The sequence below is a fragment of the Pseudomonas sp. TE3899 genome (assembly GCF_056279105.1).
In genome coordinates this window covers 1,124,072-1,140,270 of the sequence record NZ_JBWBQR010000001.1, presented here as the reverse complement: position 1 = coordinate 1,140,270, position 16,199 = coordinate 1,124,072, and the positions used below count along the sequence as shown (strand labels likewise).

Annotated in this window: 13 protein-coding genes; 10 read left to right on the top strand and 3 right to left on the bottom strand. The window is 61.7% G+C overall.

What is annotated here, in order from left to right; all coding sequences use genetic code 11:
* Positions 1-130: 130 nt before the first annotated feature.
* The 3 genes from ACZ89E_RS05225 to ACZ89E_RS05215 are packed head-to-tail and all read right to left on the bottom strand — an operon-like array spanning position 131 to position 3,668.
* Positions 131-1,027, bottom strand: coding sequence for a LysR substrate-binding domain-containing protein (locus tag ACZ89E_RS05225; RefSeq protein WP_149661423.1), 897 nt, complete (start codon positions 1,025-1,027; stop codon positions 131-133).
* Positions 1,028-1,032: 5 nt separating this feature from the next.
* Positions 1,033-3,204 carry a xanthine dehydrogenase family protein molybdopterin-binding subunit gene (locus ACZ89E_RS05220; RefSeq protein WP_476255021.1) on the bottom strand — a complete coding sequence of 724 codons (2,172 nt, stop codon included), beginning with the start codon at positions 3,202-3,204 and terminating at the stop codon, positions 1,033-1,035.
* Entirely contained in the window at positions 3,204-3,668 is a 465-nt protein-coding gene (locus ACZ89E_RS05215) for a (2Fe-2S)-binding protein (protein WP_463257605.1), read from the bottom strand. The genes ACZ89E_RS05220 and ACZ89E_RS05215 overlap by 1 nt, the downstream gene beginning before the upstream one ends.
* Before the next feature lie 118 nt (positions 3,669-3,786).
* On the opposite strand from ACZ89E_RS05215, the gene ACZ89E_RS05210 reads away from it, so the two are divergent.
* From ACZ89E_RS05210 to ACZ89E_RS05165, 10 genes are all read left to right on the top strand, one after another.
* Positions 3,787-4,680, top strand: a complete 894-nt coding sequence (locus ACZ89E_RS05210; protein ID WP_149661420.1) for a LysR substrate-binding domain-containing protein — start codon at positions 3,787-3,789, stop codon at positions 4,678-4,680.
* 205 nt (positions 4,681-4,885) lie between these two features.
* Positions 4,886-6,055: an IS4 family transposase gene (locus tag ACZ89E_RS05205; RefSeq protein ID WP_476255020.1), complete on the top strand. Its 1,170-nt coding sequence runs from the start codon at positions 4,886-4,888 to the stop codon at positions 6,053-6,055.
* Positions 6,056-6,326: 271 nt separating this feature from the next.
* Entirely contained in the window at positions 6,327-7,256 is a 930-nt protein-coding gene (locus tag ACZ89E_RS05200; RefSeq protein ID WP_149661419.1) for an amidohydrolase family protein, read from the top strand.
* A 4-nt stretch (positions 7,257-7,260) separates the two neighbouring features.
* A complete protein-coding gene (locus tag ACZ89E_RS05195; protein WP_134418495.1) occupies positions 7,261-8,166 on the top strand; it encodes an amidohydrolase family protein in 906 nt (301 codons plus the stop codon).
* A gap of 132 nt (positions 8,167-8,298) precedes the next feature.
* Positions 8,299-9,684 (top strand): UbiD family decarboxylase, encoded by a 1,386-nt coding sequence (locus ACZ89E_RS05190; protein WP_476255019.1) that lies wholly within the window; start codon positions 8,299-8,301, stop codon positions 9,682-9,684.
* Complete coding sequence (locus tag ACZ89E_RS05185; protein ID WP_463257609.1) at positions 9,681-10,292, top strand: UbiX family flavin prenyltransferase; 612 nt, start codon at positions 9,681-9,683, stop codon at positions 10,290-10,292. The genes ACZ89E_RS05190 and ACZ89E_RS05185 overlap by 4 nt, the downstream gene beginning before the upstream one ends.
* Entirely contained in the window at positions 10,289-11,329 is a 1,041-nt protein-coding gene (locus tag ACZ89E_RS05180; RefSeq protein ID WP_476255018.1) for a CobW family GTP-binding protein, read from the top strand. The genes ACZ89E_RS05185 and ACZ89E_RS05180 overlap by 4 nt, the downstream gene beginning before the upstream one ends.
* A gap of 220 nt (positions 11,330-11,549) precedes the next feature.
* Positions 11,550-12,905 carry a nucleobase:cation symporter-2 family protein gene (locus ACZ89E_RS05175; RefSeq protein WP_476255017.1) on the top strand — a complete coding sequence of 452 codons (1,356 nt, stop codon included), beginning with the start codon at positions 11,550-11,552 and terminating at the stop codon, positions 12,903-12,905.
* A gap of 12 nt (positions 12,906-12,917) precedes the next feature.
* A complete protein-coding gene (locus ACZ89E_RS05170) occupies positions 12,918-14,309 on the top strand; it encodes an amidohydrolase family protein (protein WP_476255016.1) in 1,392 nt (463 codons plus the stop codon).
* A 383-nt stretch (positions 14,310-14,692) separates the two neighbouring features.
* Positions 14,693-16,192, top strand: a complete 1,500-nt coding sequence (locus tag ACZ89E_RS05165; RefSeq protein WP_476255015.1) for a metallophosphoesterase family protein — start codon at positions 14,693-14,695, stop codon at positions 16,190-16,192.
* Positions 16,193-16,199: the final 7 nt, after the last annotated feature.

Here is a 16,199-nt window from a genome sequence, read left to right as displayed (position 1 = left end):
AACGTGCGAATACAGACACTGTGGCGAGGGGGGCTTGCCCCCGTTGGGGCGCGAAGCGGCCCTCAGAAAGAAGGGACTGCTGCGCAGTCCAACGGGGGCAAGCCCCCTCGCCACAGGGGCTTGCCTCAACTCAGGGTTTAACGCTGTCCTCGACGATCAACTCACGCAACGTATCGAGAAACAACTTGAGCACCGGCGAGGCATCGTCGGCGCGGTAGGTGACGTATAACGGCACTTCCGGCAACGCCGGGGTCAGGCGGCGGAAGACCAGGCCGGCCGGGGCCATCTGTTCGATGGAGGCCGGCAGCAACGCCACGCCGAACCCGGCCCGCACCAGGCTGAGCAAGGTCTGCACTTCGATCACTTGCTGACGGATCTGCGGGGTAAATCCAGCCTTGATACAGCACTGATAAAGGAAATCGGCAAACCGCGATTGCTTGAGCTCCAGCGCCACAAACGGTTGCTGCGCCAGGTCCGCAGGCGCCAGGCTTTCGCGTTGCGCCAACGGGTGGTCCGCCGGCATCACCACGCGGATCGGCTCGTAAATCAGCAGCTCATTACGCAACTGCGGATCATCAGAGCCGACTCGAAACACGCAGGCGTCGATGCGTTTAGCCTTCAACGCCTTGACCTGCGCCGCCGGGGTCATCTCGTGCAAGCGCCAATTGACCTGCGGATAGCGCTCGCGAAACAGGTGCAAGGCCCGGGGCAGAACGCCGACCATCACCGAGCTGATCATGCCTATTTCCAGTTCGCCCAATTGCCCACGCCCGGTCTGGCGCGTCAGGTCCAGCGCACGGTTCAGTTGCTCGAAGACCAGCGGCGCCTGCTCCTTGAGCATCTGCCCGGCCGCCGTCAGTTCGACTCGATGATGGGTGCGCTCGAACAACGGCGTGCCGAGTTCCTCTTCCAGCAAGCGAATCTGCTGGCTCAGTGGCGGCTGGCAGATGTGCAAGCGCTCGGCGGCCCGGCCGAAATGCAGTTCTTCAGCCAGGGCCATGAAATAACGCAGCAAGCGCAGGTCCATGGCGGCTATCCGAGAGTCAGCGGCGTCGAGCGCTGGCGCACACCGGTCAGGCTGAACAGCGCATTGGCGATGGCCGGGGCCACCGATGGGCTGCCCAACTCACCGACACCGCCGGGTTTGCTCGGTTCGCCGTCGAGCACGAGGATATCCGTTACCGGCATGTCCGACATCCGCGTCACCCGATAATCATGGAAATTGCTCTGCACCACCCTGCCCTGTTTGATGTCCAGCCGATCGAACAACGCATGGCCAAAGCCCCACATCAGGCCACCGTAGATTTGCTCCTCGACCCCACCCGGCGACACCGCCAAGCCGCAATCGACCACGCAGGTGAGCTTGTCGACTTTGGTCGCGCCGTCCTTTTTCGACACCTGGGCGATCACGGCGATGAAGCTGGTGTAACCCTGATTCGTCGCGATCCCCAGCGCGCTGCCTTCGGGCAATGGCTGGCCCCAGCCGGCGCGTTCGGCGGCGCTTTTGAGCACCGCGACATGCCGGGGCCGGTCTTTCATGTTGGCCAGGCGAAACGCCAATGGATCTTGCCCGCCGGCATGGGCCAGTTCATCCATGAAGCTTTCCACGGCGAACACATTGGGAATGAAGCTGACCGAGCGATACCAGCCACTGGGCACGTCGCTTTCATGCTTGATCCAGGCCAGGTCGAGGTGTGGCGGACGATAAGCAAAGTCCCATGCGGTGATGGCCTCGGTGGTGCTGTAGTCCATTTTGTCCGGGCGCTCGAAATAGCCCGGCTCCCATTGTTCTGGCGAGGCCGGCGACACGGCGTTGAGTTGCAGCGCGGTCAATCGGCCCTGAGCGTCCAATGCGCCTTTGACCCGATGCAAGGTCGCCGGGTGCATGAACAAGGCACGCATTTCATCTTCGCGGCTGTTCATCAACTTGACCGGGACCTTCGCTTGTTGCGCCAGATAGGCGACTTCGAACAGCCAGTATTTGGATTCCCGGGCACCGAAGCTGCCGCCGGACACCAGCTCGTTGATCGTGACCTTGTCCTTGGCGATCTTGCACACGGTTTCGGCCGCCTCCAGCGCCGACGACGGCACCTGAACCCCGCCCCAGTAAGTGATGGCGTTGTCCTTGATCTGGGCGGTGATGCAGATCGGTTCCAGCGGGTTTTGCACCTTGTAGGGCATACGGTAATCGGCTTCGAGCAGCTTCGCCGCGTTCGGCCATTGAGTACTGACATCGCCCGCAGCCATTGCAGTGACCCGCTGTGCCGCTTTGTCATCCAGTGCGGCTGCCTGCGCTTTCACCAGTTCATCGCTGTCGAACCCGGCCAGTGGCGAGTCGCTCCACTTCACCTCAAGCACGGCACGGCCCTGATGCGCCGCCCAATAGGTCTCGGCCAACACCGCGACCCCTTCCAGATTGCCGCCGAGCACATCCGGGCGCCCGGGAATCGCGATCACTTTGCGCACACCTGGCACTTGCAACGCGGCGGCGGAATCCACCGACATCACCTTCGAACCGACCACTGGCGCACGTTGAATCACCGCCACCAGCATCTGCGGCACTACCACATCGATGCTGTACTTGAAACGCCCGCAGACCTTGGCCGCGGCATCGCGTTTGTGCCGCAGTTTGCCGATGTACTTGAACTGCGCCGGGTCTTTCAGCGTCACCGTGGCCGGTGCGGGCAACTGGGCGGCAACCGTCACCAGCTCGCCGTACCCAAGGCTGCGTTGGCTTTTGCTGTGCAGCACCCGGCCCTCTTCCGTGGTGCAGCTGTCGGGGCTGACGTTCCACTGTTTGGCCGCTGCCGCGATCAACAGCGCCCGCGCCGTGGCACCGGCCATGCGCAAGCGATCGTATTCCAGGGAAACGCTGGTGCTGCCGCCCGTGGAAAACACTTTCCAGACCGGATGAATGTATGCCTCGAAGAACGGATTCTCCGGGGTGATCACCTGCACGGTCATCGGGTTGACGTCCAGTTCCTCGGCCACGCATGCGGCCAGCGCAGTCTGAGTGCCGGTGCCGGAATCGTGCTTGTGCACCACCAGTTTCACCGTTCCATCGGGCAGCACGCGGACCCAGGCGTTCGGTTCGAAGTCACCCGTCGTTGCGGCGATGCCCGAAGGCAGATGAAATGCAATCGCCAGCCCCGCCGTCACGGTCGCCGATTGTTTGAGAAAGGCCCGGCGCGACAGAGTGATCATCACGCCTCCTTCGGCGCGGACGCCGCGCGCTTGATGGCTTTGTTGATCCGCCCGTAGGTGCCGCAGCGGCACAGGTTGCCGGACATGGCGTTGCGGATCGACTCATCGTTGACCGCCGCCCCGGTGTTGAGCAACGCGGCGGCGGACATGATCTGCCCGGATTGACAGTAACCGCATTGCGGCACATCTTCGGCAACCCAGGCCAGTTGCAGCGGATGCTGTTCGGTCGGCGACAAGCCTTCGATGGTGGTAATGCGGTGCCCCGCCACAGCGGCGACCGGCAACTGGCAGGAACGCACCGCGACACCGTCCAGGTGCACGGTGCACGCACCGCACAGGCCCATGCCACAGCCGAATTTGGTGCCGGTGAGTTTCAAGTGGTCACGTAACACCCATAACAAGGGCATGGAGGGCGACGCCTCTACCAGCTCGTGTCGTTCGCCGTTTACCGTGAATTCGATCATTGTCAGGCTCCAAGAGAGCGGCCTGTCTTCATGCAGGCCTGGTGATCGATTATTGGAAGCCTGCGCAACAGCGGGCCAGCGACGATTTCTGCCATCCTGTGTAAGTAGGACTAACAGCATGTACAAGCGATACCCGTCGGTGCAGTCCATGAGCGCGTTTATCCAGGCCGCCCGCAGCGGCAGCTTCTCCAGCGCTGCGCGCAAACTCGATCTGACCCACAGCGCCATCAGCCAGCAGATCCGTTCGCTGGAAGATTTCATCGGCCAGCCGCTGTTCGTCCGTGAAGGCGGCGGCAGCAACCTGACTGACGCCGGGCAGTTGTTTGCCAGCGTGTTGTCCGACGGTCTGGCGCAGATTGACCGGGCATTGTCCTCGGTGAAAAACCGCAGCGTGGCGCAACGGCTGACGATTGACGTGGACAGCGAACTGGCCCAGAGCTGGCTCAATCCGCGCTTGCCGCAGCTGCTGGATTTATTGCCGGAGCATGAGGTGGTGTTGCTGTCGATGCCGCGCTCGGATCGCAGCGCATTTGAGCGCGTGGATTTGGCGTTACGCTATGGGTATGGCGATTGGGACGACTGCGAGATGTCGCAGATTTGTGGCGACAGCGTTCGGGCCGTGGCATCGCCTGCATTACTGGAACGGCATGGTTTGCAGGTGCCGATGACTCCAGCGCAGGTGCTGCAATTGCCGTTGCTGGGGTATACGCGCCGGTCGTGGATTCCATGGCTGGATGCGGCGGGCATGACCCCGGTTGAACCTTCGGCACGGGTAGTTTTTGATAATGCGGCGAACCTGATCGCCGCCGCCGAGGCCGGCGTCGGCGCAGGGCTGGTGCGTGGATTGCTGGCGGCGGATGCCTTGCGTTCGGGGCGTCTGGTAGAGCTGAACGAGGCGCAAATTCCAGCGCATTACAACCTCTACGCCGTGTGGCCGCCGGGACAGGCTGAGCGGGTGGCGCCGGTGGTTGAGGTGATCAAAACCCTGGCCCGACGCACCTTTGAGCGCTGATCGCTGATCGCTGATCGTTCCCACGCTGCGCGTGGGAATGCATCAAGGGACGCTCCGCGTTCCAATGGGACGCGGAGCGTCCCGGGCGGCATTCCCACGCAGAGCGTCACTAGTGTCCGGTAAAAAACGAAGGGGGAGCGTGCTCCCCCTGCTGTTGGCGGCTGTCAGTCATAATCGGAGTTTTCAGACTCGATTTTGACCACTCATGTTCACCAGTACCCGTTTAGCCCAGTTACTCAGTGCAATTCCGCGTCAGTTCTTCCGGCAATCTGCCGAAAGGCACCAGGCTGATCGCTACGTCAAACGCTGCACGTCCTGGCAATTGCTGGTAACGCTGATCAGCGGCCATGTAACCCAAGCCTTGAGCCTGCGGTCCTTGGCGACCTTCTCCGAAACTCTAGGCCCGCACAGCTACCATCTCAAAGCCGGCCCCATCGCTCGTTCGACCCTGTCAGACGCTTTGAACAAGCGCGACTACCGGCCATTTCAGGATCTTTGCGAGTTGTTGTTGCGCGGCATCAGCCGCCAGCAGCGTAAAGAAGTCGGTGCCATGGTCAGTCTGATTGATTCGACTTCAATCACCCTGCGCGGTCCTCACTTCGATGATTGGACGGCGGCGACGAAAACCCAAATTACCCAGGGCCTCAAAGTGCATGTGGGGTTGGATTTGGCGCAACTGGCCCCGGTGTACGTCAACATCACGCCGGCCAACGTCAACGACGTGAGCGACGCATTAAAAATGCCGATCGAGGCCGGTATGACGTATGTGTTCGACAAGGGTTACTGCGATTACAACTGGTGGCACCAGTTGCAAACCAAGGGGGCTTTTTTCGTCACTCGTTTGAAGAAAAACGCCAATACCAAAGTGCTGCGCGCGCACTCGCCCGCAACCGAGCAAAGCTCGGTCATGACCGACGAAGTCGTCCAATTTGGTAAAAAACGCTTGGCCGGAAAACGTCTGAATGACTACCGCGATACACCGCTAAGACGCGTCGTGGTTGAGCGCAAGAGCCATGCCACACCGTTAACGCTGGTGACCAACGACTTCACCAGAACAGCGGAGGAAATCGCCGCCCTGTACAAAGATCGCTGGAAGATCGAGCTGTTTTTCAAGTGGATCAAACAACATCTGAAACTCAAACGTTTCTATGCCTTTTCTGAAAACGCAGTGCGCCTGCAAATTTACAGCGCCTTGATCAGTTACTTGCTACTGCAAATTTTCCATCGGCGCTCGGGATTTACCGGTTCACTGTTCGAGTTCACAGTTCGCATAGCCCATGTCCTGCATGAGCGGCCCGCTGTCCCAGAGTTAAGAGATAGACGAAGGCAGGAGCGAGAAAAGCTGAAGGCTGCCCAAGGCAGCCTTCAGCTATGAAACGTGTTTACCGGACACTAGTGACGCAGAGCGTGGGAACGATCAGTCGGTTTGGCGCCCGATATCGAACAGGTATCAACACCCCGCCCAATTAATATTGTACGAACCGAACACCCCCTCCCAATACTTCCTCCCAGGCAACCAGCGTCCCGAACCGGATGCGACCAGGCGAGGGAATGCGCGTTCATGCGCATAGAAATGGCCGATAACCCGGGACGTGGTTGCTGTGAGCCCAAAGGCTCCCTTCCCCGCTATCAGGAGATCGACTTCAATGATCATCGATATCAGTTGCTATCCCACCGACCTGGTGGACCTCGCCTGGAGGCATGACGGTGACCCGTTCACCGGCGAGCGTCTGCTGGAGATGATGGATGGCCCCTACATGGTCAATGGCAAACCTCGCCGCATCGACAAAGCCTTCATCCAACCGCCCCAGGGCAACACCATTTACACCTGGACCGACGGCGACCTGAGCGGTCGCGAATCCATCGACGCCTACATGGCCTACACCCTGAAAATGGTCCAGACCTACCCGGACCGTTTCATCGGCTGCTTCGTCTACAACCCGCGTTGCGGTGTTCAGAATGGCGTCGAAGCCATCGAGCGCTACGTCACCGAACACGGCTTCAAGATGGTCCAGATGCAGGCCAACATGCACGCCTACCGTCCTGACCGCGCACTGGACTGGGTCCGTCCATGCTTCGAGAAATGCGCCGAGCTGGGTATCCCGGTCAAGCTGCACACCGGCGACGGTCCGTACAGCATCCCGTCGGAATGGGTGCCGATGATCAAGGAATTCCCCAACGTCGATTTCATCATGGCCCACTTCGGCGTGCAGACCGGCGGCGTCTACGTGTTCGAACCGATGCAATGGGCGATGGAGTTGCCCAACGTCTACTGCGAATCGGGCTGGTGCCTGCAATCGCGGATCGTCGAGTTCGCCAAGGTCCTGCCGACCCACAAAATCCTCTTTGGCACCGACACCCCGCCGAACGAACCGGGCATGTGGTTGCGCCTGCTCGAAGTGCTTTGCCATGAGCCGCCACAGGGCCTGAACCTCGACGAGGACACCCTCGAAGACTACCTGGGCAACAACACCGCGCGAATGATCGGCCTGGAGCCCACCGCGCCGCCGCGCACCGTCAGCGAAGCAGAGGCGCAACTCAAGCGCCCAGTCACCACCCAACTGGCCAGGAGCTGAACCGATGATTATCGACACCCATCTGCACCCCACCAACCTGGTCGACGAGGCCTGGCGCCACACCGGCGAACCGTTCACGGGCGAGCGCATGCTCAAGCTGATGGACGGCCCGTACATGATCAACGGCAAACCCCGGCGCATCGACATGGGCTTCATCCAGCCGCCACCGGGCAACACCGGGTATCGCGACGGCAACCGTCGCGGCCGCGAAGGCGTGCGTGACTACATGTCGTACATCGCCGAGCTGTGCATGAAGTACCCCGACCGTTTCATCGGTAACTTCAACTTCAACCCGCGCTGGGGACCGGAAAACGGTGCCGCTGAGCTGGAATTCCACATCAAGGAATACGGCTTCAAGATGCTCAAGCTGCACGCCAACATGCACGGCTACCGCCCGGACCGCGCACTCGATTGGCTGCGCCCGGCGATGAAGGTCTGCGCCAAGTACAACATCGTGGTGCTGATCCATACCGGTGACGGTCCCTACACCATCCCGACGATGTTCTACCCGATCATCCGCGAGTTCCCGATGGTCAATTTCATCATCGGTCACTTCGGTATCCAGACCGGTGGCAATTACTCGTTCGAAGCGTTCTGGATGGCCATGGACACGCCGAACGTGTACTGCGAATCCGGCTGGTGCTTCCAGTCGCGGATCGTCGAATTCGCCAAGGAATTGCCGCGTAACAAGATCGTGTTCGGCACTGACTCGCCCCCTAACGAACCGGGGATGTGGTTGCGCGAACTGGAGGTCTTGTGCTCACCGGCGCCGCAGGGTCTGGGCATCGATGAGGATCACCTTGAGGACTACCTGGGCAACAACATCGCCCGGTTGTGCGGCATCGAACCGACGCCGCCACCCAAGGACCTGATCGAGGCGGACATTCGTCTGACCACGACGTACCTCTAGGCTTTTTAAACAAGAGCACAGCGACCTTTCAGGCGTTCAGATGAACCGGCGTTTGATCGACCGGCAGGCCAACGGCTTGTCGATCGAACGTCGCCGATCCCCTGCGCGCCTGCTTTTTTACGAGGTGAAACCATGCCCCTCTCGACGCTCGGCGATACCCAGGACTTCCACGCTTTCATCGACGCCTATCGCCGGCAGTACCCGGACGATGTGCTGACCGTTCACCAACAGCTTTCGGCCGACCAGGACGTCACCGCCCTGGTCGATGCCCTCGCCACACAAGGCCGCGACCCGTTGCTGATCTGCGAAAAGGTCGGCCAGCTCGGCGTGCCGGTGGCGACCAACCTGTTCGCCTCCCGGACCCGCATTGCGCGAATCTTCGGCGTGACGCCGTCGCAGTTGCACGAAACTTTTCAGGCCCGTGCCAACCAGCCGATCCCGCCGCGCTACGTGGAAACCGGCCCGGTGCTGGACCAAATCTTCGAAGGCGAAGCGGTAGACCTGGCGCTGCTGCCGATGCTCAAGCACTTCGACAGTGATCGCGGGCCGTACATCACCAACGCGATCATCATTGCCGAAGACCCGGTCACCGGTATCGCCAACATGAGCTACCACCGCTCGATGCGCCATGCCCGCCAGACCCTCGCCACCAGCCTGCATTCACGGGGGCACCTGTGGCGCATGCTGCAAACCGCACGCGAGCGCGGCGAAGAGTTGCGCGTGGCGATGGTGGTCGGTGCGCACCCCTTGTTCATGCTCGCCGCCGCCGCACGCTTGCCCTACGGCAGCGATGAACGTGCGGTGGCCGGTGGCTTGTTCGGTTCGGCGCTGGAACTGGTCAAGACCCCGCGCTACGGCATCGGTGTGCCGGCCTACGCCGAGTTTGTGCTCGAAGGCGCCATCGACCCGGCGGCCTATGCCGAGGAAGGGCCGTTCGGCGAATTCAGCGGCTATTCCTCGGATCGCTCGACCAACAACGTATTGCGCGTCGACACCCTGATGCGCCGCAAGGACGCCTGGTTGGTAGACGTGGTCGGCGGGCGATATGCCGAACACCTGACCCTGGCGCGGCTGCCTCGTGAAGCGGAGATGAGCGAAAAGCTCAAGGCGCGTTTTCCTTCTGTCACCTCCGTCCACTACCCGAATTCCGGCACGCACTTTCATTGCTACGTGGCGCTGGATCAAAGTCGTGACGGCGAGGCGCGGCAAATCATGCTCGCCCTGCTCGGCTGGGACCCGTACCTGAAAACCGTGATCGCGGTGGACAGCGACATCGACATCACCGATGACAGCCAAGTGCTCTGGGCTTTGGCCACGCACTTTCAGCCGCATCAGGACTTTTTCGTCATCGACGGCTTGCCCGGCAGTCCGCTTGATCCGTCGTCCTCGGTCAATGGCACCACTTCGCGCATGGGGCTGGATGCGACGCGGGGTTCGGGCTTCGACGGGATCAAGGCGCAATTGAATCAGGACGTGATCGAGCGAGCGCGCACCTTGCTCAAGAGCTACCAGTCATGAACCGTCAGCGGATGGTGGTCGGCATCAGCGGTGCGTCCGGGTTTATCTACGGCGTGCGCCTGCTGGAATTGCTCGCCGGGCTGAACATCGAAACCCACTTGATCATCAGCCGTGCCGCGCTGCTGACCATGGCCCATGAAACCGACTACAAACTGGCCGACGTCACCGCCCTGGCCAGCCATTACCACCGGGCCGACGATGTGGCGGCCGGGATTGCCAGCGGTTCGTTTCGTTGTTTGGGCATGGTGGTCGCGCCGTGCTCCATGCGTACCCTGGCGGAGATTGCCACCGGCACGTCTTCGGGGCTGATCGGGCGTGCCGCTGACGTCACGCTCAAAGAACGCCGCACGCTGGTGTTGATGGCCCGAGAAACCCCGCTGACCCTCGCGCACCTGCGCAACATGACGGCCGTCACCGAAATGGGCGGGATCATCGCCCCGCCGGTGCCAGCCTTCTATGCCCGCCCGCACAACCTTTCGCAAATGGTCGATCACAGCCTCGGCCGTGTCCTCGACCTGTTCGGCCTCGATGCCGGTACCGCGCTGCGCTGGGGTGAACCCGGCCCAGTGGGCGCCGGCCAATCAGCAACACAGAAGGAGCTCGCATGAACAGCCCATTCAATGCCCCAACCCCGAACCGCAAAATCCCGGTGACCATCCTCACAGGCTTCCTCGGCGCCGGTAAAACCACCCTGCTGAACTACATCCTCAAGGAAAACCACGGCCGCAAAATTGCCGTGATCGAAAACGAATTCGGCGAAGTCGGCATCGATGGCGACCTGGTGCTCAGCTCCGAAACCGAAGAAATCTACGAGATGGTCAACGGCTGCGTGTGCTGCACCGCCGAAGTCCGCGAAGACCTGGTGCGCATCGTCCGTGAACTGGTAGCGCGCCCGGTGCGCCTCGATCACATCCTGATCGAAACCAGTGGCCTGGCCGATCCGTACCCGGTGGCCCAGAGCTTTTTCATCAACGACCCGATTGCCGACGAAGTGGAACTCGATGCCATCGTGACCATGGTCGACGCCAAGCACATCGCCCAACATCTGGAGGATTTGCAGCTCGATGGCGTGGACAACCAGGCGGTGGATCAGATCGTGTGTGCCGACCGGATCGTGATCAACAAGGTCGATCTGGTCAGCGCCGCAGACGTGGAAGCGCTGCGGGGCAAGATTCGCGGGTTGAACGCCACGGCGGAGCTGGTGACGTCCAGTTATGCCGAGATCGACCTGACCAGAATCCTCGGGATCGGCGCGTTTGAATCGACTCAGAAGCTGATGGAAATCGGTTCGGAACACGACCATCACGCCGACGACCATCATCACGACGAACCGGACCATGAGCACGACCCGAGCGTGTCGTCAGTCGGGATCGCCGTGGACGGCGCGGTGAACCTGGGCGCCTTTCATCGCTGGATCACCCAGCTACGCACCGAGCAGGCCGACACCCTTTACCGCATGAAAGGCGTGCTGTCGGTGGCGAATCAGGACCAGCGCTATGTACTGCAAGGCGTGCACAGCCTGGTCGAGTTCCGCGCTTCGACGGCGTGGGGCACGGAACCGCGCTCCAGCAAAATCGTGTTCATCGGCCGCGACCTGGACCGCGCGGCGCTGAACCAGGGCTTTGCCGCCTGCCTGGCAGGCTGAACACGGCATCGGAGCCGGTGGATGGCGGTTCCGGGCACACAGAACGAAAGGCTGATGCCGGACGCAAAACCCCTGTGTGAGCGGGCTTTTGTGGCGTGGGGGCAAGCCCCTCGCCACAGAGTCAGCTCTCACAAGGAACGGCGGTGGTCGACTGATCACCCCCCGGCATCAGAACGAATACCCCTCTCTACAGCACAAAAACAGCAAGAGGTGTTTCCCCATGTCGTCAGCCACTACCGTCTCCACCGTGCACCCGGTCGATCAGATTCTGCCGGTCCGGCAAATGCTCACCCTCGGCCTGCAACACATGGCCGTCTCGTACATCGGCGCCATCGCCGTGCCGTTGATTGTCGCCAGCGCGTTGAAAATGTCCCAGGCCGATACCGTCGTGCTGATCAGCACCACGCTGTTCTGCTCCGGCATCGCCACCCTGTTGCAAACCGTCGGTTTCTGGAAATTCGGCGTGCGTTTGCCGATTCTCCAGGGCGTGGCGTTCAGCAGCGTCGGCCCGGTGATCGCCATCGGCACCAACCCACAGGTGGGGTTCGCCGGGGTCTGCGGGGCGGTGATCGGCGCGGGGATCTTTACCATGCTCGCCGCGCCGTTCGTGGGTCGATTGCGCCGGTTCTTCCCGCCAGTGGTGACCGGTTGCATCGTCACCGTGATCGGTTTGCAGCTGTTCCCGATTGCTTATGAGTGGGTCGGCGGCGGGCGCAACGCCAGCAATTTCGGCGCGCCGGCCTACCTCGCTGTCGCTGCCGTGGTGCTCGCGACCATCCTGTTGGTCAACCGTTACGGCAGCCCGATGATGCGCAACATGGCGGTGCTCGTCGGCATGCTGGTCGGCGCCGCGCTGGCCTACGGGTTGGGCATGGGCAGTTTCCACAGCGTGGAGGAATCGCCGTGGCTCACCGTGCCCTACCCGTTCTACTTCGGCTTGCCGACGTTCAGCCTGATCCCGATTGCCACGATGATCGTGGTGATGATCGTGCAGATGGTCGAGTCCATGGGCCTGTTCGTGGCCATCGGCGACATCGTCGACAAACCGGTGGAAGAGAAACAAGTGATCAACGGCCTGCGCGCCAATGGCCTGGCCAGCACCATCGCCGGGATGTTCGCGGCGTTTCCGTTCATTGCCTTCATGGAAAACGTCGGGCTGGTGATTCTGACCGGCGTGCGCAGCCGCTGGGTGGTGGCGATCAGCGGCTTGCTGATGTGCTCGGTGGCGCTGGTGCCGAAGGCCGGGGCGATCATCGCGTCCATGCCCACCGCCGCATTGGGTGGCGCCGGGATCGCGATGTTCGGCGTGGTGGCGGCGGCCGGGATTCAGACCCTGGCCAAAGTCGATTACGAGCGCAATCGCTACAACGTGCTGATCGTCGGCTTCACCATCGCTGCCGCCCTGGTGCCGGTGCTCGCGCCGACCCTGTTCAAGCAAATGCCCGAGTGGTGCCAGCCGTTCCTGCACAGCAGCGTGGTGATCGCCTGCCTGGTGTCGGTGCTGCTCAACGCTGCGCTTAATGGCGTCAGCGTGCCCGATGCCCCCGCCAGTAACTCTGCCTCCCACATCCTCTGACCGGAGCCGACCATGACTCAACTGCAAAACATCCTGATCAAACACCCCGTGGCGGTGATGACCGGCCTGCGCGGCCCGCGTGCCCGGGCCGGCAATGTCGACATTCGCATCGTCAACGGCCGCATCGCCGAAATGGCCGTCGGACTGGAGGCGCAACCCGGCGAACGGGTAATCGATGCACGTAATTCGGTGGTCTATCCAGGCTGGATCAACACCCACCATCACCTGTTCCAGAACCTGCTCAAAGCCGTGCCCGAAGGTTTGAACCAGGACCTGCAAGGCTGGCTCGCCAGCGTGCCTTACCCGCGTCTCAACCGTTTTACCCCGCAACTGACCCGGATCGCCGCACGGCTGGGGATGGCGGAATTGCTGCTGTCCGGCGTCACCACCTGCGCTGATCATCACTACCTGTATCACGCCCATGGCAGCACCGAGAGCGGTGACCAGTTGTTCGACACCGCCGATGAATTCGGCCTGCGCTTCGTGCTGTGCCGGGGCGGCGCGCTGGAGTCGGCCAGCGCCCATCCGGGGTTCTCGAAAACCGCGCTGCAACCGGAATCGCTGGAGCAAATGGTTGGCGATATCGAGCGGCTAAAGTCTCGCTATCACCAGGACACACCCGATGCCATGCGCCGGGTCGTCGTCGCCCCGACCACCCCGACCTTCTCCCTGCCACCGACCTTGCTTCGGGAGTTGGCGCACACCGCACGCGGGCTCAATTTGCGCTTGCACACGCACCTGTCGGAGACGCAGAACTACGTGAACTTCTGCCGCGAGAAATACAACTGCCTGCCGGTGGAATTCGTCGCCGAACACGAATGGCTCGGCCCCGACGTCTGGTTCGCCCACGCCGTGCATCTGCAACCCGGGGAAATCCGCATGCTCGCGCAAACCGGCACCGGCATTTCCCATTGCCCGGTGAGCAATGCGCGCTTGGGCAGCGGCGTCGCGCCCGTGCCACAAATGGTCGAGGCCGGGGTGCCGATTTCGCTGGGGGTCGATGGTGTGGCGTCCAATGAATCCGGGAGCATGGTCGGCGAAGCGCACACCGCTTGGCTGATCCATCGCGCCGAACAAGGGGCCTCGGCGACCACCGCTGAAGAGGTGATCCACTGGGGCACGGCGGGTGGCGCGCAGGTGTTGGGGCTGGGCGCGGTCGGGACGTTGGAGATTGGCCAAGCGGCGGATTTGGTGATCTATGGCCTGGACCATCCACGGTTCTTTGGCTTCCACGACATTGCCGTGGCGCCGGTGGTCGCGGGGGAACCGATTGCCGTGCGTTACAGCCTCGTCGGCGGACGCGTGGTGGTGGACGACGGCGTGATACCGGGGCTGGATCTGGAGCGGATGCGCGCGCAAGCGTGGGATGGGGTGAGGCAGTTGATGGGCCAGGATGACGACTGAGCCCCGCCACAACGATCGCTCCCACGCTCCGCACTGAACCCCACCGCAATCATCGCTCCCACGCTCTGCACTGAATCCCACCGCAACGATCGTTCCCACGCTCTGCGTGGGAATGCAGCCCGGGACGCTCCGCGTCCCATCAAACGCCAAACGCAGAGCGTCCGTTGAGGCATTCCCACGCGGGAGCGTGGGAACGATCCGCAATGTAGGAGCTGGCGAAGGCTGCGAACTTTTGACGTTGGCCGCCATGCATCTGGCCTTTCATAAGTTTTTTCGATACCCGCCCTACTCTGTTCTAAAGTTGATGGACACACCCACCCCACTTCAAGCAGTGTCCGGCCCTGGCTTTGTATGGAAACCCAGGCAGGTAAAGGAGACAGCCGATGATTCTGGTCGCCCGCCCGTTGATCAGTGCCCCCGCGAAAAAAGGCACGGTACAGCTGTGGGTCGGGGTGTTTGGCCTCGACAATCCGGCGTCCCCGACGTTCTTCCTCGGCCCGACACCGACCACGCAGGCCCCGGCCGCACCCGCCGCCGACGAAAAACTTTATCCGATCGACGATGGTGTCAAGAACGCGGCTGAAAAACCGCTGAACCACCAGGGCGTGTTCACCTTCGCGCGCCTCGGCGCCGGGATTAATCACTGTTTCCGGCTAGTCGCCAACGGCGTGGAATATAACCTGGCGTTCGTCTCCCAACCCGATGCGGTGCCCGCCAACGGCGCCCCGCTCAACATTCTGCTGAGCTCCTGCTACTACCAGCCCAATGGTGATGACAAAGCCCTGGAAAACGCCGTCGCGCACCTGCCTTCTGGCTTCAAACCACACTTGAGTCTGATGCTGGGCGATCAAGTGTATCTGGACGTGCCGGTGATCCCTTCGTGGCGTTTCAGCCTGGACGGCGTGCAGAAGCTGATCGGCCAGAAGTACTACAAGAACTGGTGCTCCGACTCGCTCGGCACCGGCGGCTTGCAATCGGTGCTCAGAACGGCGCCGACGGCCTGCATCCCGGATGACCATGAGTTCTGGAACAACTACCCGCTCGATCAGTTTCAGCTGCCGCCGCTGGCCTTTGTCGACAAGCAGGATTGGTCCAACACCGCCATGGATTTGTACGCCGGTTTCCAGTTGGGCGGGCCGTCCAGGACGCCCCAGGACATCCCCGGTTTCCAGCGTATCGAGGTCGATCCGCTGATCATCCTGATGCTCGACACCCGCACCCGACGCGATGAGGATTTCAAGCGCCTGATGCCCGACGATGCGGCGATGGCCCTGCAAAAATGGGCTGACGACCTGATTCAGGCCAAGCAGAACAACTCACCCAAAGTCGGTGTGTTGTCCGCCGGCCAACCCTTGTTTACCAAGCCGCCGGGGGACTTCAGCAAAAAGTACGTCGATGCCGACCTTGCCAACTATCAGCAGTTCGAATTGATCGAGGTGCAACTTGAGCGCCTGGCCAGCCAGGGCATTCCGGTGGTGTTCCTGACCGGCGATGTGCATTGGAGCCGCGTGTGCGCTGCCCGCCACGGCTCGCAACCGACGCCGATGTTGTACGAAGTGATCTGCTCGCCATCGACCATGATCCCGCGCTCGTCCCTGGCGGACATTGCAATGGACAAACTGCGCGGCAAGGATTGGCCCGGCTACCCCGCGGCGCCGGAGGAAAAGGACAGCCCGCACAAGTTCGGCAGCCGCAACAGCTTCATCGTGTCCCGCACCACCGAGGACAACTACTTCCAATGCAACGGCAATCAGATTGCCGTGCTGCAGTTGACCCGATCCGGGTTTGGCCTGGACATGAAAGTGACCTTTTTCGGGGTCAGTAACGACAACCGGCTCAAGCAACCCAAGTCCACCGCCAATTACCTCTTACGCTTTTATTGAATCGATC

Excerpts from the sequence above, each read along its gene's own strand:
- ACZ89E_RS05225 (WP_149661423.1), bottom strand. The coding sequence starts at position 1,027 with ATGGACCTGCGCTTGCTGCGTTATTTCATGGCCCTGGCTGAAGAACTG.
- ACZ89E_RS05220 (WP_476255021.1), bottom strand. The coding sequence starts at position 3,204 with ATGATCACTCTGTCGCGCCGGGCCTTTCTCAAACAATCGGCGACCGTG.
- ACZ89E_RS05215 (WP_463257605.1), bottom strand. The coding sequence starts at position 3,668 with ATGATCGAATTCACGGTAAACGGCGAACGACACGAGCTGGTAGAGGCG.
- ACZ89E_RS05210 (WP_149661420.1), top strand. The coding sequence starts at position 3,787 with ATGTACAAGCGATACCCGTCGGTGCAGTCCATGAGCGCGTTTATCCAG.
- ACZ89E_RS05205 (WP_476255020.1), top strand. The coding sequence starts at position 4,886 with ATGTTCACCAGTACCCGTTTAGCCCAGTTACTCAGTGCAATTCCGCGT.
- ACZ89E_RS05200 (WP_149661419.1), top strand. The coding sequence starts at position 6,327 with ATGATCATCGATATCAGTTGCTATCCCACCGACCTGGTGGACCTCGCC.
- ACZ89E_RS05195 (WP_134418495.1), top strand. The coding sequence starts at position 7,261 with ATGATTATCGACACCCATCTGCACCCCACCAACCTGGTCGACGAGGCC.
- ACZ89E_RS05190 (WP_476255019.1), top strand. The coding sequence starts at position 8,299 with ATGCCCCTCTCGACGCTCGGCGATACCCAGGACTTCCACGCTTTCATC.
- ACZ89E_RS05185 (WP_463257609.1), top strand. The coding sequence starts at position 9,681 with ATGAACCGTCAGCGGATGGTGGTCGGCATCAGCGGTGCGTCCGGGTTT.
- ACZ89E_RS05180 (WP_476255018.1), top strand. The coding sequence starts at position 10,289 with ATGAACAGCCCATTCAATGCCCCAACCCCGAACCGCAAAATCCCGGTG.
- ACZ89E_RS05175 (WP_476255017.1), top strand. The coding sequence starts at position 11,550 with ATGTCGTCAGCCACTACCGTCTCCACCGTGCACCCGGTCGATCAGATT.
- ACZ89E_RS05170 (WP_476255016.1), top strand. The coding sequence starts at position 12,918 with ATGACTCAACTGCAAAACATCCTGATCAAACACCCCGTGGCGGTGATG.
- ACZ89E_RS05165 (WP_476255015.1), top strand. The coding sequence starts at position 14,693 with ATGATTCTGGTCGCCCGCCCGTTGATCAGTGCCCCCGCGAAAAAAGGC.